We start from the raw sequence: 21,005 nt of genomic DNA, 5'->3' as shown, positions 1-21,005 counted from the left end.
AAATGCCTTTATAGTCGTTTTACGTTAACGAAGTCAAAACGCATCCGAACATGAATCATTTTGGTTATGTCGGCCGCGACCTAGTTTAATTTTACCTGGGCAAATTAAATCACTTCACCACTGGCAAACTGTGAATTATATAAATCAGCGTAGAAGCCATTTTGGGCCATTAAGCCGTCATGGTTACCAGTTTCCACAATCTGTCCATGGTTCATGACCACGATATTTTGCGCATTTCGGATGGTCGAAAGTCGGTGCGCAACCACGAAACTGGTCCGGTTCTTCAACAATCGGTTCATCGCTTTTTGAATTAGCACTTCGGTCCGGGTATCTACCGAACTAGTTGCTTCATCCAAAATCAAGATGTCAGGGTCTGCTAAGAACGCGCGGGCAATCGTTAGTAATTGTCGCTGTCCTTGCGAAATGTTAGATGCCGCCTCATTTAAGACCGTGTCATAGCCGTCTGGTAATTGGCGGATGAAGCCGTCCGCGTGGGCTGCTTTGGCTGCCGCGTACATTTCTTCGTCAGTAGCCCCTTCCCGGCCATACTTAATATTTTCCCGAATGGTTCCGGTAAACAACCAGGTATCTTGCAATACCATGGCAATGTGTTTCCGTAACTCGTTGCGGGACATGTTACGAGTATCTTCTCCATCTAAATAAATGGTTCCAGAATTAACGTCGTAAAAACGTTCTAACAGGTTAATGATGGTAGTTTTTCCAGCTCCGGTTGGTCCAACAATTGCGACCATTTCACCCGGTTCAACCCGCAAGTTAAAGTTACGGATCAACGGTTTGTCCGGTACGTAACGGAAATCAACGTCATCAATAATTACCTTAGCACTTGTATCAACCTTGGCAACGTCCGTATGGGTTTCTTCCATTTCAGGTTGATCCAGTACTTCAAAGACCCGTTCTGCAGACGCCATGGTCATTTGTAAGGTGTTGGCAATGTTGGCCACTTGAGTAATCGGTTGGGAAAACTGTTGCGTGTATTGCAGGAATGCTTGTACGTTACCTAATGATAACCTTCCGTGAGCAACCTGAACGCCACCTAGGACGGCGACCATCAAGTAACCCAGGTTCTTAACAAAGTTCATTAACGGCATAATCAATCCGCTAATAAATTGTGCCTTCCAAGCTGACCGATAATACTTAACGTTTTCTTTTTCAAAATCTTCAATGGCCTTTTGCTCGTGGTTGTAAGTTTTAATTACCGTGTGTCCGGCATAAGTTTCTTCAACCTGGTCGTTCATTAATCCCAGATGCTTTTGTTGGGACTTGAAGTAACGTTGTGACTTAGGAGCAACGATCGTTACCGCAATCAAACTTAATGGAACGGTAGCCACGGCTACTAAAGTCAATTTCCAACTAATCGTCAGCATCATGTACAAAACACCGACGAATTGCAAAGCACTCGTGACCAACTGAGTCAAACTTTGTTGCAGTGTGGAACTGATATTATCCATATCGTTAGTCATCCGACTCATGATGTCCCCGTTTGAATGGGTATCATAGTATGAAATCGGTAATTTTTGCATCTTGTCTTTAAAATCGCTCCGCAATTGGGCAACTGCCTTTTGCGAAACCCGGGTCATTACCACTTGTTGAATAAAGCTGAAGGCCGCGGAGAGTCCGTAAAGAATTCCTACCGTAACCAAGATTTGGAAGACCTTATCAAAGTTAACCGGAAAATGATGAACGGGCATCCCCATCTTCATTTTCATAGCGCCCTTCATCACGCCCTTAAAAATTTCGGTAGTGGCCTCCCCTAAAACTTTTGGTGCCCGAATTTGCAATAGGGTGGATAGGGCTGCAAGGATCAACACGATGATGAAGCCGAACATCCAAGGAGATAAATACTTTGCTAACCGAACCGCTGATTTCCAAAAGTTCTGCGGTTTTTCAATTACCCCACCGGGACCGCCATGTCGTCCAGGACGAGGTGCGTTTACTGGTTTTGTTGGTTTAGCCATTTGCTTGGTCTCCTTTCTTGATTTGAGAATCAATAATTTCTCTATAGGTTTCGTTATTAGCCTTCAATTCAGCATGCGTTCCTTGACCAACAACCTTTCCGCCGTCCAAGACGAGGATTAAGTCAGCATCCGCAACCGTTGCAATCCGTTGGGCCACGATAATCACAATCCCCTTTTGGATTTCTGGGTCTTCGCGTAACGCCTTCCGTAAGTTAGCGTCGGTCTTAAAATCGAGTGCTGAAAATGAATCATCAAACACGTAAACTTGGGCCTTTTTAACCAACGTACGGGCAATCGACAACCGTTGCTTTTGCCCACCGGAGAAGTTATCCCCGTTTTGTTCTACAAAGGTATCCAATCCATCGCCGTCCCGACTAATAAATTCGGTTGCTTGGGCTACTTCCAAGGCGTGCCAAATTTCTTCGTCGGTTGCCTTAGGATTACCGTAACGCATGTTTTCACGAATCGTTCCCTTGAAGAGCACGGCCTTTTGTTGTGCAAAGGCAATTTGTTCGTGCAATGCGTGTTGGCTGAGCTGGCGGATATCAACACCGTCCAACTCCACCTTTCCTGCCGTCACGTCAAACAACCGTGGTAGTAAACTAATCAAGGTTGTCTTTCCTGAACCAGTACCCCCAATAATTGCCACGGTATCGCCAGCCTTAGCTTGGAAATTGGCGTTGTCAATCGAAAGGCGTTCTGCGCCAGGATAACGGAATTCTACGTTCTTATAAGCTAGCGTAGTTGCGGGTTGGGCTGGTAAATCCGTCGTGGTGGTCTCGTCGGTAACGCTGTTTTGGGTTTCCAAAACTTCGTTGATCCGGGCTGCCGAAGCAGAAGCCCGCGGAATCATTACGAAAACCATCGAAAGCATCATAAAACTCATTAAAATTTGGGTGGCGTACGTCATGAAGGCCACTAGGTTACCAACTTCCATCGTCCGATCGGCAATTAAGTGCGCCCCGTACCAAACGATTCCAATGTTAGTTCCGCTCATGATTAACGTCATGATTGGGAACATGAACGAGACGATGGTAAATACCTTAATCCCGGTACGCATGTAATCATGGTTGGCATCGGCAAACCGGTCTTGTTCAAATTGGTCTTGGTTGAACGCCCGGATTACCCGCACACCGGTTAAGCCTTCCCGGAAAACCAAGTTAATCCGGTCAATCTTTTTCTGTAATCCTTTAAAGAGCGGAACCGCGAAGTACATTACCAGGCCCACAAAAATTGCCAGCACCGGTAACGCAACGAGGAAGACGCCCGTTAATTCCGATTGTTTCTGGTAAGCCATGAAGCCGGCGCCCACCAACATAATTGGCGACATCAGCATCATTCGTAAAATCATTACCACTACGTTTTGAATTTGAATAACGTCGTTAGTGGTCCGGGTAATTAGCGAAGCTTCCCCAAACCGTTCGAATTCATAGTTAGACATGAAGGAAATCTTTTTAAATAAAGAACTCCTCAACTTATTGCCAACCTTTTGCGCCTGAGTTGCGGCAAAATACACGTTCACCGCGGCCCCAATTAACCCGATCAGGGAAACGCCTAACATTTTAAATCCTGAGTTCCAAATGTAGTCGATATTGTTCTTAGCGACCCCGTTATTGATAATATCCGAGGTGATGTTTGGTAAAATTAAATCGCCAACAATTTGAACGACCAAAAAGACGGTGCCGATTAAAACAGCTCCCCAGCTTAACCGTTTTTTCAATATTTTCCACATAAACTACTTTTCCTCCGTTCTTCTTACGCCATATTCTAGCCAATCCAAGTTATGTTCAATTTCTTTTTGCACCATAGCAGGTTCTTCATCCGTTTCATCAGCGTGGATAAAATAACTAGCAAATGCATGAAAGAAAATCATCATGATCAACTGTTGAATCATGGCTTGGTCCTTTTGACTGGTAACTTTTAATTGATCCCAGTCGACTACCTCCCGCAATTGGGAACGCAATCCCCGCATCCGTTTGGAGTGGAAGACGTTAAATCCGGTTCCGGGATGGTGATTTTCCCGGGCGCGAATCGAAGCGTTAGCTCCCAAAAAGAAATTCCGGTAGAAATCGCGGTGTTCGCCCGCAAGGATCTCTTCCAAAAAAACGCCCGCGTACTTTCGCACCGCAGCAAAAATGTCTCCGTGATTTTGGCGAACCTCGTCAATGAGTCTCGCTTGAATATCTTCCAAAATCAAACTAAAATAATAGCCATATAAATCAGCAATATCCTCAAAATATTGGTAAAAACTCCCCCGGGGAATTTTAGCCTCTTTAATGATATTGTTGATGGAGCTTTCATATAAAGGGTGGTGACTAAATTCACGTCGCGCCGCCGCGATAATTCGGCGCTGCTTTTCATCCTTTAAATTAAAGAAAGTTTGTTTTGGCATGTTGCACCTCCCAAAAATGACAACTTGTCATAAACAGCTATTATACACTGGAATACGCGAATTGCAACAACTTTAAACCGAAAAATAACCGTTACAGAAAGGAACTTATTATGGCCACCAATTCTGATTCTTTGTACAATGTTTTATACCGGATCGATAACAAACCTGAAATGGCGCGGATCAATCCGCTAGGTTACCGAAACGTTTTAAACATGACTTTCCCAGATAGCACCCCCGTCGCTAATCCGGAGGTTTATTTCCCGGATAATAGTTTGCTAGTGGACCGCTTTGCTGATGATTTTGTGGCCAAAAACGGGGCATTATTGGGGCGGTTCCTTGCTAAAACTGAAGCACTTGATCACGGACTTGATTCAGTTTGGGTCACCACTTCGCACATTGTTGACCAACACGAATACATGATCGAACTAACTTTTGAATCTTCACCAATGTAAAGGACCTGAGCATATGCAACCCCAATTCGTACCGATGACTAAAACCGGATATCAAAAGATTCAACAAGAGATTGCTGATTTAAAAAAGACCCGCCCCAGCTTAATTAAGGCGTTAGCGGACGCCCGCGCACTGGGTGATTTATCCGAAAATGCGGAATATAGTGCAGCCAAACGGGATTTACGCCGAATGGAAGGGCGCTTGCGGTATCTGGAACGGCAAATTAACTACTCCAAGATTGTGGAAAACGCGGACCGTTCTAAAATTGACCTCGGCAGCAACGTCACTCTCCGATTTTTGGATGACGATTTCACCGTCACTTACGAAATCGTGGGTAAACACGAAGCCGACGTGGCCCAGCAAAAAGTTTCTTATCAATCTCCGCTAGGCGCTGCCCTACTACACCACCACCTTCATGACGTGGTGACGGTTAACGCCCCCGATGAGCAATATCAGGTGGAAATTTTAGCAATTAATTAACCATTTTTCGCTTAGTTTATTGACGAAATGCAAAATTTAGTGTAAATTAATATAGTAATTTGCCCGCTGGTCAAATTGGTTAAGACGTCGGCCTCTCAAGCCGGAGTTACGGGTTCGATCCCCGTGCGGGTGATTTATTGGCCATTCGCCAAATTGGTAAGGCAGCGGACTCTGAATCCGTAATTTACTGGTTCGAACCCAGTATGGCCAATCATTTAAAAAGCTGTCATCCTCAAGATGCGAGGATGACAGCTTTTTTGTTTGATCACAAAAAAATCCGTTGGCATTTGGTTTACACGCTTAATGCCAACGGATTTTATTTTCGCTTTCTAAACCTTTCGTTCAGCTCCCGCAATTTTTAGCTGAACGCCAACTTGTTGACTTAACTTTTCTAATAACGCCTCTCCGCTTTCCAAAGAAGGGTTATCTTCTGACATGATTGCAATGGTGCAACTGTTATCGCCCTTGCCTAAGTAACCAATGCTGTTAACAATCCAGTGCCCGTTAGGCATCTGTTTCCAACCATTCTTTAGCCAAGCATACTTGGAACCTGCTGAAATTCCCCAGTCTTGGTCGTCGGCAACGTTAGCCATCAAATTTTTAGTATAGGCCTTTGACTTATTTGAGATATAGCCGTTCTCGTAAAAAATCTTGTTTAACACCTTAATTTGGTCACGGGGGGTGGTGGGTGTCAGCGCCCACCCACTTGCTAACGCAGTCGAGTTAGTCATTTTTAAGTTGTTAAACAATTGCCCCAAACCTCGCGCGCTGCCGATATCATTGTAGATACTCGTGGCCGCATTGTTATCACTATTTTCAATCATCTGTACCGTCGCGTTTTGCTCTCCGGTGGTTAAAGCGCTGGCTTTTTGGTGACGCTGATGCAACAGTTCTACTAAAAGGTCGGTTTTAATAATACTTGCCGAAGGGAAAGTATTCTGCTTGGTATTGGTTGCCTCATAAAGCTGGTGGTCTCGTTTTGAATACACCGCAACCTTTGCATTTGTGTTCGCTAAAAACGGACGTAATTGTTCAGCAAATCCCTTAGCGGTCGCTTTATTGACGGCTTTCTTCATTGGAACTTGTGGGTTTGTCGCGGGTTGATGCTTAGCCGAACCCTTTTTGTTTACTGGGCCGCGTTGCGATTGTGATTGCGCAACTTCTTGGTGTGCGCTAACCCGTAACATTTCTAAGCCCGCTACGCTAGTTACCAAGACCAGAATGGTTACTATCGAATAAAATCGCACCCAATTTAGTTTCGGGGAAGGCTTTTGCCAATTTTGATTCATTTAATCTAAACTCCTACTCAATAAACTTTAATACTGGATCCCAAGCGCAAAAGCTACTCAAGTTGTTCAATCACCCGCACAAATTTAAGAAACTTTTGCAAAATTTGTTCAAGAAAAGCCACTGTTTTTGCATCCCGTAAATCACCGGCTTCATTGAAAGCTGTTTTTGCATTACTTAGCAAAAACTCATTGCCCGGCATAACGATCCCATTGACGTGCGGTGCCTCTAGGATCTGTTTCAGGTGCAATTGGGCGCGGGAAGTCCCTTGGTTATAATACGACGCCCCAATCACCCAGATCGGTTTCCCATCAAACGGGTGTAATTTAAACGAAAACCATTCAATGAGGTTTTTCATAGCTGCGGGAATGGTATGGTTATGTTCTGGGGTGGCTAAAATCACCCCGTCTGCCGCCTTAATTTTTTGGTTTAGCTCCTGTAAAACTGGGGATGCGCTTAGGTCTTGATCCTCGTTAAATACGGGAACTTCCCGCAGATCTAGTACTTCAATTGTTACGATTTTTTGAAAATGTCGCCGTAAATATTCCACTAACATTCGGTTATATGATTGTTCGCCAATCGATCCGGCAATTGCCACGAGTTTCATTCTATCACACCCCTTCTCGAGGACTATCATCATTTTGTTGCACAAATTGCCTTAATTCGGTTTCATTAGCTTGATGAGCATGGTTTAACTGCTGGGCAATCTCTAAAAACGCCAAAAAATCGGCAAACAAACCATCTAGCTGGGCAACCTTAGTTTGATCAATTAAATCACCGCGTTCATCAAATGCTTGTAAAGAATTCCCCAACAAAAATTCAGAACTAGGCAAAATCCGGGCCTTCAGTTCCGGTGCGTCTAAAATTTGCCGGAGCTGGGCATGCGCTCTTGAGGCGCCCAAATTACCGTAAGAGGCAGCCGTAATCATTACCGGTTTATCCAAAAAAGGATGGATGCCGTACGAAAGCCATGCTAATGTGCTAAGTAAAATGGCCGGCACCGCATGGTCATATTCTGGGGTGCCGATAATCACCCCGTCTGCTTGGGTAATTTTTTCTGCCATTTGCTGGGCTTGTTGAGGAATTTCCCTAGTTGTTGTCTTTTTAAAAATTGGTAAACCAGCAATTTCTAGAATTTCAATATCTGCTTGATGTACGTACCGTTTCTTTAAATATTGTAGTAACATCCGGTTGGTTGAATGCCGTGCGTTAGTCCCCACTATCGCAACGAGTTGTTTCATTTCGCTAACCTCCTCCAAATTAGCTTTGTCTATCAAACCGCTTTACACTTCATTACCATTATACGACTCCAAATGTAAACGCTTAACCCATTTTTTAACGAATTCGATTCTTCATAAAGTTAACCCCATTTACAAAGTTTAAAAAACGTGGTATCTTGGTCAGCAAATAACTACTAACATTGCTGGGGTGCCACGCGGCTGAGATCATACCCATTGAACCTGATCTAATTAGGATTAGCGCAGGGAGCAGTGCATTAGCCAAGCTACATATAATTGTGTTTTTACTAATTTTATGTAACCAGCGGTGTCCTGCTTTGCGGGAGACCGCTTTTTAAGCAGCACCCCTAGCTAAAATTGATTTTGGAGGAATTACCATGCAAAATAAAACCACTTTACGACTGGCCATCGCTGCTTTACTGATTGCCATCGACGTAGTTACTTCCCCGCTTTTTCGGATTGAAGGAATGGCTCCCATGTCGAGCGTGCTAAACGTAATCATTGGCTGTTTAGTCGGCCCCTTTTACGCATTCGCAATCACTTTAATGACCGGAATAATTCGGATGCTCATTCTGGGAATTCCCCCGCTCGCCTTAACTGGCGCAGTATTTGGTGGCGTTCTTTCCGCCCTCTTTTACCGGTGGACTAACCGGGTCGGCGGCGCTTGGCTAGGGGAAATCATCGGTACCGGAATTATTGGCTCCCTGCTAAGCTATCCGATCATGATTTTATTCACCGGCAGTAGTAACGGCTTGTATTGGTTCATTTACACTCCGCGTTTCCTCGCTGCGACCCTTTTTGGCGGCTTAGTGGGCACCATTTTAACTAAGATTCTGCTTAAAAGTCCGCATTTTCTACGATATCAACAGCTGTTTAGCAAATTAAAACTGTAAATAAAAAATCCTGACCACAATTTTTAAATTGCGATCAGGATTTTTAAATATTAGCCTAGTTTAAAATTATTTTAAACGAGCGTTTAATTCTTCAGTCTTGTCTTCGTAACCTGGTTTACCAAGTAAAGCAAACATGTTGGACTTGTATGCTTCAACACCTGGTTGGTTGAATGGGTTGATTCCGTTCAAGTAACCAGAAACGGCAACGGCTGCTTCAAAGAAGTAAATCATGTAACCAAGCGTGTAAGCAGTTTGGTCAGGGATGTTGAGCGTCATTACTGGAACGCCACCATCGTTGTGTGCAAGGGTAACCCCTTGGTAAGCTTTCTTATTAACTTCGTCCATTGTCCGACCTTCTAGGTAACGGAGACCATCAAGGTTTTCTGCTTCCTTAGGAATGTCGATGTCATGGTTTGGCTTTTCAACGTTAATTACAGTTTCCATCAAGTCGCGACGACCTTCTTGGATGTATTGTCCAAGTGAGTGTAAATCAGTTGAGAAGTTTGCTGATGAAGGGTAAATGCCCTTTTGGTCCTTACCTTCGGATTCACCCATCAATTGCTTCCACCATTCGCCAAAGTATTGTAACGTTGGTTCGTAGTTTTCAAGCAATTCGGTAGTGTAACCCTTCCGGTAAAGGATGTTCCGCAATGCGGCATACTTGTATGCGTCGTTTTTATTAACGTCAGCATCTGTGTATTCCTTGCTTGCGTCTTCGGCACCCTTCATTAATTGATCGATGTCGCCACCAGCTACGGCAATTGGAAGTAAACCAACTGCAGAAAGTACTGAGAAACGTCCCCCGATGTCATCAGGCACAACAAATTCTTCGTAGCCTTCAGCATCTGCTTCAGTCTTCAAAGCACCTTTTGCACGGTCAGTTGTAGCGTAGATCCGTTTCTTAGCTTCTTCTTCACCATATTTTGCAATCAATTTTTCCTTCAAAACGCGGAAAGCAATTGCGGGTTCGGTAGTTGTACCCGACTTAGAAATTACGTTGATCGAGAAGTCACGGTCACCAATCAAGTTCAAAACGTCTGCAAGGTATGTGGAACTAATTGAGTTACCAGCAAAAATTACTTGAGGTGCACCGTTACGTTGTTCCTTAGTCAACATGTTGTAGAACGTGTTGTTTAAGAAATCAATTGCGGCACGGGCTCCCAAATATGAGCCACCAATTCCGATTGCAACAAAGACTTCGGAGTCTTCGCGAATCTTTTCAGCAGCCTTCTTAATCCGTGCGAATTCTTCCTTATCGTAGTTAGATGGTAAGTCTAACCAGCCCCGGAAGTCGCTTCCTGCACCAGTACCTTTGCGAACTAATTCGTCGGCAGCGGTAACCATTGGTTGGATTTCAGCAAGTTCATTTTCATGAACGAAATCAGCCACGTTGGAACTATCAAATGAAATGTGTGCCATTTTAAATACCCCTTTTATTTAGAATTCCCTACTATTATACAATAGTTTGCCAGACTTTGAAGAACTTTGGACAACTTGAAGCGGTTAAATTTTCCTTAAACAAATTAGCGCCCGTCAGCAAGTCACTTTAAAAATTAAGTTTTTCTAAAGAAAATTGGTCTATATCTTTTATCGGATTCTACGCAAAAACTCCTCATATTTTTATATGATTGCATAAAAAAAGACCGCGGATTTTATAATCCCAGTCTGTTTTCTTCATATTAAGATTTCTATTTTAATGTTGCTAGTAACGTTTCACCGATAATAATTAAAATCGAGCCGATAATTACGAACTGCATTTCGCGATGGGTCTTACGTTCGCCTAGTAACCAAATTGATCCGAAAGTAGAAATTACAATTCCAGCTTGTGCTAAGGAGTAGCTAATTGCTAGTCCAACTGATGGAATTGCTAAGAACATGAAGATGTTCCCGATTCCCCAAATCAAACCAGTCGTAATGTTTAAGAACGTTGGTTTCTTTGCAATTTGATCCGTTTCTTTAGCAAAGAAAACAAATAAGAAAGCTCCGAGCAACATTCCAACTGCTTGTGGGAAAATAATTGCCTTCGCATCAACATTTGCAAAACGTACGATTACCGTATAACCGATGTACCCAATCGTCGAAATTGTCAGCGCTTGAATTCCGGCTGGCATATTTTCGTCATCGTTTTCCGTCGTGGAATCGCTCTTATCTTTTAGTGACGTTAATGCCGCACCAACGATTAAAGCGATTACCGCGATGGTACCAACCATGATCATATTACCGGAAGTCCATTCGTGCCAAATCAGTACCCCTGCAAGGGCGTTCCCTGCCAACTGTAAGCCGGTTGAAATTGGCACTGTCTTAGAAACCCCAATGTGCTTCATTGAACTAAACTGGTTAAATTGCCCAACTGCCCAAAAAAGGCCAGAAATCAAACCAGCAATCCAAATCTTACCGTTTAACGTTGGCTGGTAAATCACGAGGGTCACTAAGGAGAAAATCACCGCACCCATCGTCATTCCTAACGTTTGCTGCGACGCACTCCCGCCTAAGCGGCCACTCACTAAACCAATACTTCCCCACATAATTGCGGGAACTAAAGCGAGTAAAATATTCATATCAATATCTCCTATATATTTATCAATCTCTGTCTCTCTCATAAGACAAAATATTATTGTACCAGTTATGAAAACGAATTCCAACATTTTTTTTGAAATTAAAATGGTATACTTCATTTTCCATTTTTTTGAAACTCGTTATGAAAATAACCATTAGATACATTAAAAGTAATCAAGTAGTTTTATGAAAACTCGTATAAAATTTTAAGGTTTTGTGCTAGAATAGAAGTGTTGCGAAGAGGAGAACTCTTTGTCTGTATAAAAATATTGGGAGGAACCAGTTTTATGTCATTTATTAATGGTACAGAAACATTTGCAGCTGCTCGTAAGGGCCACTATGCTGTAGGTGCTTTCAACACAAATAACCTTGAATGGACTCGTGCTATTCTAGCAGCAGGTCAAGAAACACACACACCAATCTTGATTCAATCATCAATGGGTGCTGCTAAGTACATGGGTGGCTACAAGGCCGTTAAGCGTCTTGTTGAAAGCGAAGTAGAATCAATGGGCATCACCGTTCCAGTTATCATGCACTTAGACCATGGTAACTACGAAGCTGCTAAGGAAGCTATCGCTGCTGGATACAGCTCAGTTATGTTTGACGGTCATGACCTTGACTTCGAAGAAAACTTGGTTAAGACAAAAGAAATCGTTGCTTTGGCACATGCTCAAGGTATTTCTGTTGAAGCTGAAGTTGGTTCAATCGGTGGTGAAGAAGACGGAATCATCGGTGCTGGTGAATTAGCTGACGTTGAAGAAGCTAAGACACTTGCAGCTACAGGTGTTGACTACCTTGCCGTTGGTATTGGTAATATCCACGGTGTTTACCCTGAAAACTGGAAAGGTTTGAACTTCGATCGTCTTCAAGAATTAGCTGACGCTATCGACACACCACTTGTATTGCACGGTGGTTCAGGAATTCCTAAGGAACAAATTGTTAAGGCAATTTCAATGGGTATTTCAAAAGTTAACGTTAATACTGAACAACAAATTGCTTGGTCAGAAGCTGTTCGTAAGTACTACGAAGAAGACAATGACAAGAAGCCTAAAGGATTTGACCCTCGTAAGGTTCTTGCTTCTGGTACAGAAGCTATCAAGAACACTGTTAAGGAACGTATTGAATGGTTCAATACTCCTTCAATGTGGTAAAAATAAGCCTTTAATTAAAAAGCTTGGCGGATTTATCCGTCAGGCTTTTTTCTTTGTCGCAAAAATCAAGCTCCACTGTTTAACTAAATGGCAGCAAAAATAAAAGGCGTTGTCCAAGAACCTAAAGATTCTCGCCAACTCCTTGGTATATTGCCTTTAACGATGTCGCAACGTACTCTATATTTATAATCCACCCCCTATTGATCTGCGGGAGCTTTAGGAAAATGCAGTTTAAAGGTGGTTCCCCGGCCTGGCGCGCTCGAGACTTCAATTTCACCGCCGTGAATTTGGACTAGTTCATGCACAATTGCCATCCCTAAACCAGATTCACCTTTCGTCTGGATCCGCGAAGCATCTGCTTTGTAGTACCGTTCCCAAATATTTTTAATTTGATCCTCGGTCATTCCAATCCCGTTATCACTAATTTGAATATTGGTTCCGTTACTTGCATTCTGCGCACGCACCGTAATTTGGCCGTTTTGGGTAAATTGAATCCCGTTTTGCACAATGTTGAATAGAATTTGAATCAACCGGTCGGGATCTGCGTACACCACCACGTCACTATTCATCTCTACTATAAGCTGGTCATTTTCCTTTTCCGCCTTTTTGCCCAGCTGTTCTACCACGCGGAGAACAGCTTGCTTCAAGTTAACCATCTGGCAGTCTAGTTTAATTTTATTGGTGCGAATTCGTTCATAATCTAAGTTGTCGTTAACCAATCGAATCAATCGCTTAGTTTCCCTTTGCATCAGTCGAATGCTTTCTTCCTTACTATCTTCCGGAATGGCATCGTATTCTAAGCCCTCTAAGAGGCCGTTAATTGTCGTTAACGGTGTTCGCATTTCATGAGCCGCATCCGCCATAAAAGCTCGCCGTCGTTCTTCTTGACGCTTAATTTCATCATTAGATTCTTTAAGTGACTTAGTCATTAAGTTAAAATCGGCACTTAACTCACCAATTTCGTCCTGTCGACCAGGATCCAGCTGCACCTCAAAATCCCCTTCGGTAACTCGGTGAGCCGCCTGACGAATCTTTTGAATCCGGCGAACCATGTACCGGGATAGGAAATAGGAAGCCACGATTGCTACCAGGATTGCTAAGCCAAACGTGACTAACAAGTTCTTCTGTACCTGTTGAATATCAGCCTGAACGTTTGCCAAGGGAGAGCCTACCGCAATCACACAAATTAGCTTTCCTTGACGGTCAAAATACGGTTTTTTAAGCTCCGTCATGGTGATTCGATGTTTTACCTGCCCGACCGCCATTCGGGATTCTTGACGAAGAATATTGCCCTTGTTCAACTCCCGCCACTGTTTTTTACTGATTTGCGTCGCGGTATTGTCATTAGGATAGCTAACCCGTTCGCCATTTTCCGTATAAATGGTGAAATGAATGTGCTGATTGTTTAATAAGCGCTCCATCCCCATCAATTGATCTACCCGAACGGTCGTCACCGACGAATCTTGCGGGTCAAGGACTACCGATTGCTGGAAAATGCTATCCGCATATTCTTGCAGAGAATGCCACTTAGTGCGGTAAACTGAATCACGTGTAAATTGAATAAATACTAACCCAACAATTAGTAGCGTCGCCACGGTTACCGCTAAGAAGGCCATCATTTGTTGAAAAAACAACTTCATTAGTTATCCCTCGTCAATTTTACTATCATCAAATTTGTAACCAACGCCCCAAACCGTTTGCACTACTTGTGGACCTACTGCCTCAAGTTTTTGCCGAAGTTTTTTAATGTGAGCATCCACGGTTCGTTCATCACCATAATACTCGTAATCCCACACCATTTGTAATAATTGCTCCCGGGAGAAAACTTGCATTGGCTTTTGTGCCAAAGTTTTTAGTAGATCAAATTCCTTCGGCGTCAAATCTGAAATTAATTTTCCATCTAGGTAGACTTCGCGGGTCGCCGTGCTAATCTTTAAGTGCGCCGTCCGCACGTCGAATTTACCAGCCTGTTGCTCCGCATTATTATTGTGCTTATTCATCAAGACCCGGCGATGTAACGCCTTAATCCTTGCAATCAGAGTAATTGGACTAAATGGTTTAGTAATGTACTCATCTGCTCCCATTTCTAACCCTAATACTTGGTCGCTTTCAGAGTCTCGAGCAGTCAACATAATTAGCGGCACCGTATGTGAAGTTCGCCGTAATTCGGCCGCCACTTCCATTCCATCTTTTCCCGGTAAATTTAAGTCCAACAAAACAATGTCCCACTGTTGCGGATCCGCCTTAAAAATTTCTAACGCCTTGACTCCGTCATAAGCAAAAGTAACTTTCCACTTTTCCTTCTTGAAAAACATCCCCATCATATCGGAAACTGATTTATTATCTTCAATCATTAATATCTGCATTGAAATTCCTCCAATTTCATTTACATCACCCAGTATAGTCTTTTTAATCGAAAAATTTATGAAAAATACGGAAAAAGACCCTTAGCTTTAGTCGTCCCCCCTTTTATAATAACGAAATCAAAGGCGCAAAAACACCTTAAAAAAGTCGCTTTTAACGTTCAACGAGTGGACACTCCCGCCAACTTGGTAGTTAGACCATGTAAGGCTTCAATTGAAGCAAACCGTCCGAATACAAGCATTATCGTTAAACTACTATATTAGACGGCTTACTAAACCGTTCTCCACTGCATTTTCTTTTTAGAATCCGGACCAAATTATAAAAAGCAAAAAATCCTTTCAAGGACAAAAATTTTCAAAAAAATTATTTTACCGTTTTGGCTTTAATAACGCCCAGAATTGCGTCAAAGGGCAGTTTATTCCGCTTAACTAAAAATCGACCATTATACCCAAATTCGGCATAATGATCGATGTTTTAGCTAGTGCTCACAAACTCCCCTGGCTTCTGTCTCCCTCTGCAATTATTAAATTTGCTGACGATCATGCTTGCTCTAAAAATTAATTGACACATAATTTCGTCATAATTTTCGTTAGTGATTATTGGTTAAATTTAATTCTTAATTACGAGCGTTACTATTCAAAATAGCCTTGCACCGTTTATCAATCGAGTAATGCTATTTCGAAAATCTTACACCGTCCCTAAAAACCCCATTACCTTATCTAAAAGTTGCTCGGTTTCCTCGCTAGGTAAAAATGCCCTTTGTTTAATTACCTTTTTCCATTTTGTTTTTGGTTCCAATTTTCTCGAATAAAAGTTAATAATATCCGGCGCTAAGAACACCCGAAACTCCGCTTCTCCAAACTGATTACCAGTTTCTTTCATAATTAGCGCCTGCAAAAGCAAGTGTTCGAATAGATCGCAATAAACTAGTTGTTCTTTTTGCTGGAGTTCAAAGGAGTACTGATATTTTTTTATCCATTCTAGATCCGCTAAATGCTCATGGTGGTTTTCATTTACGTGATGACAATATAAACCTAACGCTGTTTTTGAAAAATTTCCTTTTTCTGGGAATTTTATTTTCCCATTCAAAAACCGTTCATAAGACTTCTCGCGAAAATAGTCGTCCTCCACCGTTCCATACTTTTCTTTTAACTTGGCTACCGCCTCCGCGTAGCTATTTTCCAACAGCGATTCGTAGTACGCAAGTTTAACACCGTATCCCTTATCCATCCACGCATCTCCTAACGGGTTATTTTAAAATTGTTTTTTCTGGGCACAGCCAGCAACCATTACTATCTCAGCATTGAAGTGCCTTCTTTGATAACCAGGTTTTCACTTCTAAACGAAAACAGAGACCAGAATTTACGAAATTCTGGTCTCTGCCATGGTTTGGGACTATTTTCCCAGTTTTTAACGTATAAATATTTTTATTTTAGTACCAACCTTGTGATACCCAAGCGTTCTTAGCAGCACTCCAGCTACCGTAACGTGACTTAACGTAATTGTCAGCAACGCGTTCTTGGTTAGCTGCGGAGTAGTCACCATTTAAGTATGATGAAGATAATTGATACTTACCAATGTATTGACCGTTACGAGCTGTGTATGAACCACCTGATTCGCGTGCAGCGATCCAAGCTTTAGCAGCAGCTTCGTTGCCAGTTGCGTTTGATGAGTATGAGCTATTGTTGTTAGTTGTGCTTGCTTGACGAACTGGAGCAGCCTTTTGAACAGATGCTTGGCTAGTTTGTGTTTGTGCTTGAGTTTGTGTTGTTTGTGCTTGGCTTGAGCCAGCAGCATTTGTGTTTTGCTTTACTTCAGGAAGTTGTTGAACATCTTTGTTTGTAGCTTGCTTAATGTCACCATCGTTAGTGATCTTCAACTTTTGACCAACGTAAATTACGTTTACGTCAGCAATGTTGTTAGCCTTAGCAATGGTGTTGTAATCACCGTTTAAGCCAAATGAGTAACTAATTTCTGAGAGTGTATCGCCAGATTTTACTGTGTAAATTTCATCAGCGCTAGCACTACCACTGGTAGTAATCATAGCAGCACCAATTGCGGCACCAGAAAGTAATGCGATTGACATTTTAGAAATTTTACTTTTAATTGACATTTAATTATTTCTCCTTATTTTTAAAAACACTTTTTTCTTCTTCTTTGTTTCAACATCAGTAACTTTACACGATGATTATTACAGAACTATTTTCAAATTCTGATAAATCACTGAAATTTTGTAAAGTTAAGTAACATTTTGTAACAAACCGACCCGTTAGCCTTGCTATCATTGCTTTTTTACGCTTGGGTTAATTGTCAAAAATGAAATATTATTTTTTAAGATCCGATATTTATCAGCTTATTCTCCCCAAGCTGATAAACCTTGTGCGTTATAAACGTTAGTTGCCATGTTGATTTGTTCAGCAACTGACATTCCAGCATGTTCACCGTGACCTAGTAATTGGAACAAACCGTAAGCTCCGGAAGAAGCGTTAGATACGTTAGCGTTCCCGCCAGATTCACGCATGATAATTTGTTGCCACTTAGCAGCAGAAACTCCCGTCCGGGATGCCATTTCGTTAGCAACTGAAGATACTGAGCTGTTTCCACTGTAACTTGCTGTTTTAGTAGAAGTTGCCTTTGGTGTAGCAGTCTTAGCAGGAGTTGCTTGCTTAGTAGCTGCTGCAGCATTAGTATCTTTATCAACTTCTGGAAGCGACTTAATTTCTGACTTAGTAGCCTTTTGAATGCTTCCGTTATCCTTAATTACTAATTTTTGACCAACCGTGATGAAGTTAACGTCTTTAATGTGGTTAGCTTGCGCGATTGCATCGTAGTTACCGTTAAGGTTAAACGCGTAGCTGATTTCTGAAAGAGTGTCACCAGATTTTACAGTGTAAATTTCGTCCGCATTTGCACTACCACTTGTAATTGCCGTTGCACCGATTGCTGCACCCGCAAGTAAAGCAATAGATAGTTTTGAAAATTTACTTTTGATTGACATATAGATTAAATATCTCCTTTATGTTTAAAAAATCATGTCCGTGTTTCTTTCGTTTCAACAGGTTATTACTTTACCGAACCTATATTACAAACATATTGGGATATTTTGGGAAATAGGGATATTTTGTAAGATTCTGTAACATTTTGTAATAAAAACTCCGTCATCCCCCAATAAATTAGGATTCCATCCTTTCAGAGATATTTGCAAAATGAAATATTTTTTTTGCAAAAAGCCTTGATTCTGCCTTTTTTCTCCTAAATCCCCATAAATAAACCGTTTTCTGTACAAGACTTCCTAGGCGGATTTTTATAAAAAACGTGGTAGAGAACCAAAAAAGACTTCCCAAGAAGTTAAAAATCCTTGAAAAGTCGCTCTAATTTATCAGATGTCACGGTACTAAACCTTGTATCCATCGTCCATTTATATTGCATTAGACGGTCGCTGGCTAATCAGGTCCACCAGCTAATCTAAGTTTTTTAAAAAATCTTGTGTATCCTCGAAACATTCTTTACCAGCCCGGCTATCCAAATCAAACTGGTATTCATGGTTAACTTTTCGTTCTTTACCGAAAAATAACGCCTGCGTAGCCACTCCTTCCTCACGTAATTTATGGTATAGCTCTTTTCCTTGGGCTTCAAAAGATCCATTATTACCATCTGTAATAAAGATCGGTGGGAATTGCTTATTCACGTAATTCACCGTGGAAACCAGCCGCCCCTTTGCCGAATTTTTCCAATCCTTGTCGCCTAGGTATGCCCAGCCGACTTGATTAACAAAAAGTTTCGTCATGGTATCTACGTGCTTTTTATTTACCATTTGTTTAATATCATACGGCCCACAGTATAATAATCCGCCAACAATTTTTACATCCCTCAAATGGTGATAATTTATTGCAGTAGCTAGCTGATGGTTATACTGCGCAGCAATTACTTGAGACGCAATGTGGGCCCCAGCTGAATCACCACCGACCACTACTTTTTGCACATTTAATTGTTTTGCATAGTTACGATGCACGAATTGAATGGCTTCCCGCATCTGGTTCACTTGGGTGGGATACTGGCGATCCGGAGCAAGCGGATAGTTAATTGATACGACGTTATACCCATTTGCCGCCATTTTAGTAGCCCAGTAAGTGGTTCCCGACTTATCACCAGCAACAAAGGCGCCCCCGTGCGCCCAAATAATCGTTGGTTTAGTACGGTTATCCTTTTTATAGAAAATATCCATGGTGTTTTTAGCGGATTGCGATGAATATCTGACATCCTTTTTAATGGAAATCTGATCCCGATAACTCTGATACGCGCGTGGCCTAATTGCAGCTTCGTCTTTTGCAGCGTGATTTAAAAAGAAGACGAATGGTCTCGGAGAAACGTTAATTGCAATAACAATCGCTAAGCCAGCTCCCCCAATTAAGATTAGTAAATATTTGATGATGCGCTTAAAAAGCTTCATGCCTACTCCCCTAACTTTACTACTGTATCCTAAATAAATTATCCACCGTTCTTTGGATTATTAAATTACGTTGATTGTTCCGTAATAACGTAGTTTTTAACTCTAAAATCCATCTTATCAAAAACTTTCTTTCCTATATAGTAGTCTCCAACAATATGACGATTTTTTGCTAAACACCCTTTGTTGATGTAAATAGTCGGCTTGACGCAAATTAAAAGGACTTGGCCATTTTTAACCAAATCCTTTAATTTTTCTACCTATTAAATTATTTTTTTAGATTGTAATTATTTTTCAACGTGAGTACCATCTGTAATCGCGTTATACCACTAAACTCAGAACTAAGACTCCTGCTAAGCCTACTACGGAAATTACCGTTTCGAGCATCGTCCACGTTAGGAGAGTTTCCTTAACGGTTAAATCAAAATACTCTTTAAACATCCAAAATCCAGAATCATTAACATGACTAGCTGCTAAACTACCTGCTCCAACAGAAAGGACCATCAGTGCGGGATCGATTCCCGCTCCTTGCATCAAAGGTAGTACCAAACCTGCCGCGGTGAGGGCTGAAACGGTAGCTGATCCTAGTGCCACCCGCAAAATCACGGCAATTAGCCAACCTAAAATTAATGGTGAAATGCTTGAAGAAGCAAACGCCGTTTTAATGGCGTCGCCCACTCCCCCGTCAATCAAAACTTGCTTGAAGGCACCGCCCCCGCCAATTACGAGGAGTAACATCGCGATTGACTTTACCGCGTCTTCTAAAGTACTCATAATCTCACCACTAGGAATGTTACGGTGATAACCCATTGACCAAATTGCGAATAATAAGGAAATTAACATTGCAATACTTGGCGAACCGATGAAACTAATTAAGTTGTCCAAGAAGTTTGGATGTGTAGGAGTGACCCCGTTGTGAACCACCAGGTCATAAATCGTTGTGATGGCCATCAAAATTACTGGAAATAGCGAGGTTAACACCGCCATTCCAAAACTTGGCGTCTCTGACAACTTAAATTCCTTTTGGGGACCCAAAGCCTTTAAATTACCCGTCCGTTCAAAAGCGCTTGGCACCATTTTACGTGCAACCTTAGTAAATAAAATTCCCGCAACGTAAACCGTTGGAATGGCCACGATAATTCCGTAAAGCAGTACCTTACCCGCGTTAGCATTCAAAACTGCCGCAATTGCGGTTGGTGCTGGATGGGGTGGTAAAAACCCGTGGGTAACTGATAAAGCCGTTGCCATTGGAATCCCTAGCGCGAGAACTGAAACCCCGGCTTCAGTAGCGATTGCAAACACAATTGGAACTAAGAGTACAATGCCGACTTCGAAGAACAACGCAATCCCAATAATAAAGGAAGCCACTACTACCGCCATTTGCAAGAAACGCCGGCCAAACTTATTAATTAAGGTATGGGCAATGCGATAAGCACCGCCTGCGTTGGCAACTAACCGTCCTAACATTGCCCCAAAACCAAAGACCAGTGCTAATTCGCCCAGCTGACTACCAATCCCGTTTTGAATGGTGTCTGCGATTTTACTTGCGGGCATTCCTAGTCCCAGTCCCACGACTACTGACGTAACGATCAATGAAACGTATGTGTTAAATTTAAACTTAATAATTAAAGTGAGTAATAAAATAATTCCAACAATTAGAACTATAAACTCCATTGTTTTCACTCCTTATCAGCACTAGGTAAGCGGTTGCATGCTTTTTCAAAAATACAGGAGACTGAAAAGCTTCCTATTTACAATAGTTCATTCAGTC

General features: G+C 42.1%; 19 protein-coding genes, 2 tRNA genes and 1 riboswitch. Of the genes, 6 read left to right on the top strand and 15 right to left on the bottom strand.

The features are described 5' to 3' along the window. Positions 1-104: 104 nt before the first annotated feature. The 3 genes from I6H64_RS01670 to I6H64_RS01660 are packed head-to-tail and all read right to left on the bottom strand — an operon-like array spanning position 105 to position 4,368. Positions 105-1,976 carry an ABC transporter ATP-binding protein gene (locus I6H64_RS01670; RefSeq protein ID WP_056985086.1) on the bottom strand — a complete coding sequence of 624 codons (1,872 nt, stop codon included), beginning with the start codon at positions 1,974-1,976 and terminating at the stop codon, positions 105-107. Beyond that, the gene (locus I6H64_RS01665) at positions 1,969-3,708 is read right to left on the bottom strand and encodes an ABC transporter ATP-binding protein (RefSeq protein ID WP_008841112.1); all 1,740 of its coding nucleotides are present in this window, start codon (positions 3,706-3,708) and stop codon (positions 1,969-1,971) included. Before I6H64_RS01665 ends, I6H64_RS01670 begins: the two co-directional genes overlap by 8 nt. Positions 3,709-3,711: 3 nt before the next feature. Then, positions 3,712-4,368: a TetR/AcrR family transcriptional regulator gene (locus I6H64_RS01660; protein WP_008841111.1), complete on the bottom strand. Its 657-nt coding sequence runs from the start codon at positions 4,366-4,368 to the stop codon at positions 3,712-3,714. A gap of 110 nt (positions 4,369-4,478) precedes the next feature. On the opposite strand from I6H64_RS01660, the gene I6H64_RS01655 reads away from it, so the two are divergent. The 4 genes from I6H64_RS01655 to I6H64_RS01640 all read left to right on the top strand — a co-directional run bounded on the left by I6H64_RS01655 (position 4,479) and on the right by I6H64_RS01640 (position 5,509). Then, positions 4,479-4,820, top strand: coding sequence for a hypothetical protein (locus tag I6H64_RS01655; protein WP_002832164.1), 342 nt, complete (start codon positions 4,479-4,481; stop codon positions 4,818-4,820). A 13-nt stretch (positions 4,821-4,833) separates the two neighbouring features. Beyond that, a complete protein-coding gene (gene greA, locus I6H64_RS01650; RefSeq protein ID WP_008841110.1) occupies positions 4,834-5,298 on the top strand; it encodes a transcription elongation factor GreA in 465 nt (154 codons plus the stop codon). A gap of 60 nt (positions 5,299-5,358) precedes the next feature. Further along, positions 5,359-5,431, top strand: a tRNA-Glu gene (locus tag I6H64_RS01645). A 5-nt stretch (positions 5,432-5,436) separates the two neighbouring features. After that, a tRNA-Gln gene (locus I6H64_RS01640) sits at positions 5,437-5,509 on the top strand. A 118-nt stretch (positions 5,510-5,627) separates the two neighbouring features. Here I6H64_RS01640 and I6H64_RS01635 read toward each other — a convergent pair. The 3 genes from I6H64_RS01635 to I6H64_RS01625 are packed head-to-tail and all read right to left on the bottom strand — an operon-like array spanning position 5,628 to position 7,826. Continuing rightward, complete coding sequence (locus tag I6H64_RS01635) at positions 5,628-6,587, bottom strand: LppW family protein (protein ID WP_036685159.1); 960 nt, start codon at positions 6,585-6,587, stop codon at positions 5,628-5,630. 53 nt (positions 6,588-6,640) lie between these two features. Further along, positions 6,641-7,192, bottom strand: a complete 552-nt coding sequence (locus tag I6H64_RS01630; protein WP_008841108.1) for an NADPH-dependent FMN reductase — start codon at positions 7,190-7,192, stop codon at positions 6,641-6,643. A gap of 4 nt (positions 7,193-7,196) precedes the next feature. Beyond that, positions 7,197-7,826: an NADPH-dependent FMN reductase gene (locus tag I6H64_RS01625; RefSeq protein WP_024863011.1), complete on the bottom strand. Its 630-nt coding sequence runs from the start codon at positions 7,824-7,826 to the stop codon at positions 7,197-7,199. Between the two features lie 173 nt (positions 7,827-7,999). Further along, positions 8,000-8,089, top strand: a riboswitch (TPP riboswitch). A 111-nt stretch (positions 8,090-8,200) separates the two neighbouring features. Here I6H64_RS01625 and thiW point away from each other — a divergent pair. Further along, the gene (gene thiW / locus I6H64_RS01620; protein WP_008841106.1) at positions 8,201-8,716 is read left to right on the top strand and encodes an energy coupling factor transporter S component ThiW; all 516 of its coding nucleotides are present in this window, start codon (positions 8,201-8,203) and stop codon (positions 8,714-8,716) included. A 66-nt stretch (positions 8,717-8,782) separates the two neighbouring features. Here the strand turns inward: thiW and I6H64_RS01615 are convergent, their stop codons facing one another. Both I6H64_RS01615 and I6H64_RS01610 read right to left on the bottom strand, forming a co-directional pair. Further along, the gene (locus I6H64_RS01615) at positions 8,783-10,135 is read right to left on the bottom strand and encodes a glucose-6-phosphate isomerase (RefSeq protein ID WP_002832169.1); all 1,353 of its coding nucleotides are present in this window, start codon (positions 10,133-10,135) and stop codon (positions 8,783-8,785) included. Positions 10,136-10,404: 269 nt separating this feature from the next. After that, the gene (locus I6H64_RS01610) at positions 10,405-11,274 is read right to left on the bottom strand and encodes a GRP family sugar transporter (protein WP_002832171.1); all 870 of its coding nucleotides are present in this window, start codon (positions 11,272-11,274) and stop codon (positions 10,405-10,407) included. 285 nt (positions 11,275-11,559) lie between these two features. On the opposite strand from I6H64_RS01610, the gene fba reads away from it, so the two are divergent. Continuing rightward, a complete protein-coding gene (fba, locus tag I6H64_RS01605) occupies positions 11,560-12,423 on the top strand; it encodes a class II fructose-1,6-bisphosphate aldolase (protein WP_005917762.1) in 864 nt (287 codons plus the stop codon). A gap of 197 nt (positions 12,424-12,620) precedes the next feature. On the opposite strand, the gene I6H64_RS01600 is transcribed toward fba, so the two are convergent. From I6H64_RS01600 to I6H64_RS01570, 7 genes are all read right to left on the bottom strand, one after another. Beyond that, positions 12,621-14,063 carry a sensor histidine kinase gene (locus tag I6H64_RS01600; protein ID WP_008841105.1) on the bottom strand — a complete coding sequence of 481 codons (1,443 nt, stop codon included), beginning with the start codon at positions 14,061-14,063 and terminating at the stop codon, positions 12,621-12,623. A 3-nt stretch (positions 14,064-14,066) separates the two neighbouring features. Next, the gene (locus tag I6H64_RS01595; RefSeq protein WP_005917769.1) at positions 14,067-14,789 is read right to left on the bottom strand and encodes a response regulator transcription factor; all 723 of its coding nucleotides are present in this window, start codon (positions 14,787-14,789) and stop codon (positions 14,067-14,069) included. Positions 14,790-15,474: 685 nt separating this feature from the next. Then, entirely contained in the window at positions 15,475-16,017 is a 543-nt protein-coding gene (locus I6H64_RS01590; RefSeq protein ID WP_005917772.1) for an SAV1803-related protein, read from the bottom strand. A gap of 202 nt (positions 16,018-16,219) precedes the next feature. After that, a complete protein-coding gene (apf, locus tag I6H64_RS01585; RefSeq protein ID WP_005917775.1) occupies positions 16,220-16,900 on the bottom strand; it encodes an aggregation-promoting factor in 681 nt (226 codons plus the stop codon). 240 nt (positions 16,901-17,140) lie between these two features. Beyond that, positions 17,141-17,785, bottom strand: coding sequence for a LysM peptidoglycan-binding domain-containing protein (locus I6H64_RS01580; RefSeq protein ID WP_004165473.1), 645 nt, complete (start codon positions 17,783-17,785; stop codon positions 17,141-17,143). A gap of 462 nt (positions 17,786-18,247) precedes the next feature. Further along, on the bottom strand, positions 18,248-19,237 hold the full coding sequence (locus I6H64_RS01575; protein ID WP_008841103.1) for an alpha/beta hydrolase: 990 nt from the start codon (positions 19,235-19,237) through the stop codon (positions 18,248-18,250). A gap of 318 nt (positions 19,238-19,555) precedes the next feature. Next, positions 19,556-20,908, bottom strand: coding sequence for a gluconate:H+ symporter (locus tag I6H64_RS01570; RefSeq protein WP_005917778.1), 1,353 nt, complete (start codon positions 20,906-20,908; stop codon positions 19,556-19,558). Between the last annotated feature and the right edge of the window lie 97 nt (positions 20,909-21,005).

The organism is Pediococcus acidilactici (assembly GCF_016127815.1).
Taxonomy (GTDB): Bacteria; Bacillota; Bacilli; order Lactobacillales; family Lactobacillaceae; genus Pediococcus; species Pediococcus acidilactici.
Note: the sequence above shows the minus strand (reverse complement) of the source record. Positions and strands in the feature narration are given on the sequence as shown.

What these genes read in the sequence shown, in the direction of transcription:
- I6H64_RS01625 (WP_024863011.1), bottom strand. Translation starts at nt 7,826, where the DNA reads ATGAAACAACTCGTTGCGATAGTGGGGACTAACGCACGGCATTCAACC.
- I6H64_RS01580 (WP_004165473.1), bottom strand. Translation starts at nt 17,785, where the DNA reads ATGTCAATCAAAAGTAAATTTTCAAAACTATCTATTGCTTTACTTGCG.
- greA (WP_008841110.1), top strand. Translation starts at nt 4,834, where the DNA reads ATGCAACCCCAATTCGTACCGATGACTAAAACCGGATATCAAAAGATT.
- I6H64_RS01595 (WP_005917769.1), bottom strand. Translation starts at nt 14,789, where the DNA reads ATGCAGATATTAATGATTGAAGATAATAAATCAGTTTCCGATATGATG.
- I6H64_RS01635 (WP_036685159.1), bottom strand. Translation starts at nt 6,587, where the DNA reads ATGAATCAAAATTGGCAAAAGCCTTCCCCGAAACTAAATTGGGTGCGA.
- I6H64_RS01630 (WP_008841108.1), bottom strand. Translation starts at nt 7,192, where the DNA reads ATGAAACTCGTGGCAATTGCCGGATCGATTGGCGAACAATCATATAAC.
- apf (WP_005917775.1), bottom strand. Translation starts at nt 16,900, where the DNA reads ATGTCAATTAAAAGTAAAATTTCTAAAATGTCAATCGCATTACTTTCT.
- I6H64_RS01575 (WP_008841103.1), bottom strand. Translation starts at nt 19,237, where the DNA reads ATGAAGCTTTTTAAGCGCATCATCAAATATTTACTAATCTTAATTGGG.
- I6H64_RS01615 (WP_002832169.1), bottom strand. Translation starts at nt 10,135, where the DNA reads ATGGCACACATTTCATTTGATAGTTCCAACGTGGCTGATTTCGTTCAT.
- fba (WP_005917762.1), top strand. Translation starts at nt 11,560, where the DNA reads ATGTCATTTATTAATGGTACAGAAACATTTGCAGCTGCTCGTAAGGGC.
- thiW (WP_008841106.1), top strand. Translation starts at nt 8,201, where the DNA reads ATGCAAAATAAAACCACTTTACGACTGGCCATCGCTGCTTTACTGATT.
- I6H64_RS01570 (WP_005917778.1), bottom strand. Translation starts at nt 20,908, where the DNA reads ATGGAGTTTATAGTTCTAATTGTTGGAATTATTTTATTACTCACTTTA.
- I6H64_RS01670 (WP_056985086.1), bottom strand. Translation starts at nt 1,976, where the DNA reads ATGGCTAAACCAACAAAACCAGTAAACGCACCTCGTCCTGGACGACAT.
- I6H64_RS01600 (WP_008841105.1), bottom strand. Translation starts at nt 14,063, where the DNA reads ATGAAGTTGTTTTTTCAACAAATGATGGCCTTCTTAGCGGTAACCGTG.
- I6H64_RS01590 (WP_005917772.1), bottom strand. Translation starts at nt 16,017, where the DNA reads ATGGATAAGGGATACGGTGTTAAACTTGCGTACTACGAATCGCTGTTG.
- I6H64_RS01610 (WP_002832171.1), bottom strand. Translation starts at nt 11,274, where the DNA reads ATGAATATTTTACTCGCTTTAGTTCCCGCAATTATGTGGGGAAGTATT.
- I6H64_RS01660 (WP_008841111.1), bottom strand. Translation starts at nt 4,368, where the DNA reads ATGCCAAAACAAACTTTCTTTAATTTAAAGGATGAAAAGCAGCGCCGA.
- I6H64_RS01665 (WP_008841112.1), bottom strand. Translation starts at nt 3,708, where the DNA reads ATGTGGAAAATATTGAAAAAACGGTTAAGCTGGGGAGCTGTTTTAATC.
- I6H64_RS01655 (WP_002832164.1), top strand. Translation starts at nt 4,479, where the DNA reads ATGGCCACCAATTCTGATTCTTTGTACAATGTTTTATACCGGATCGAT.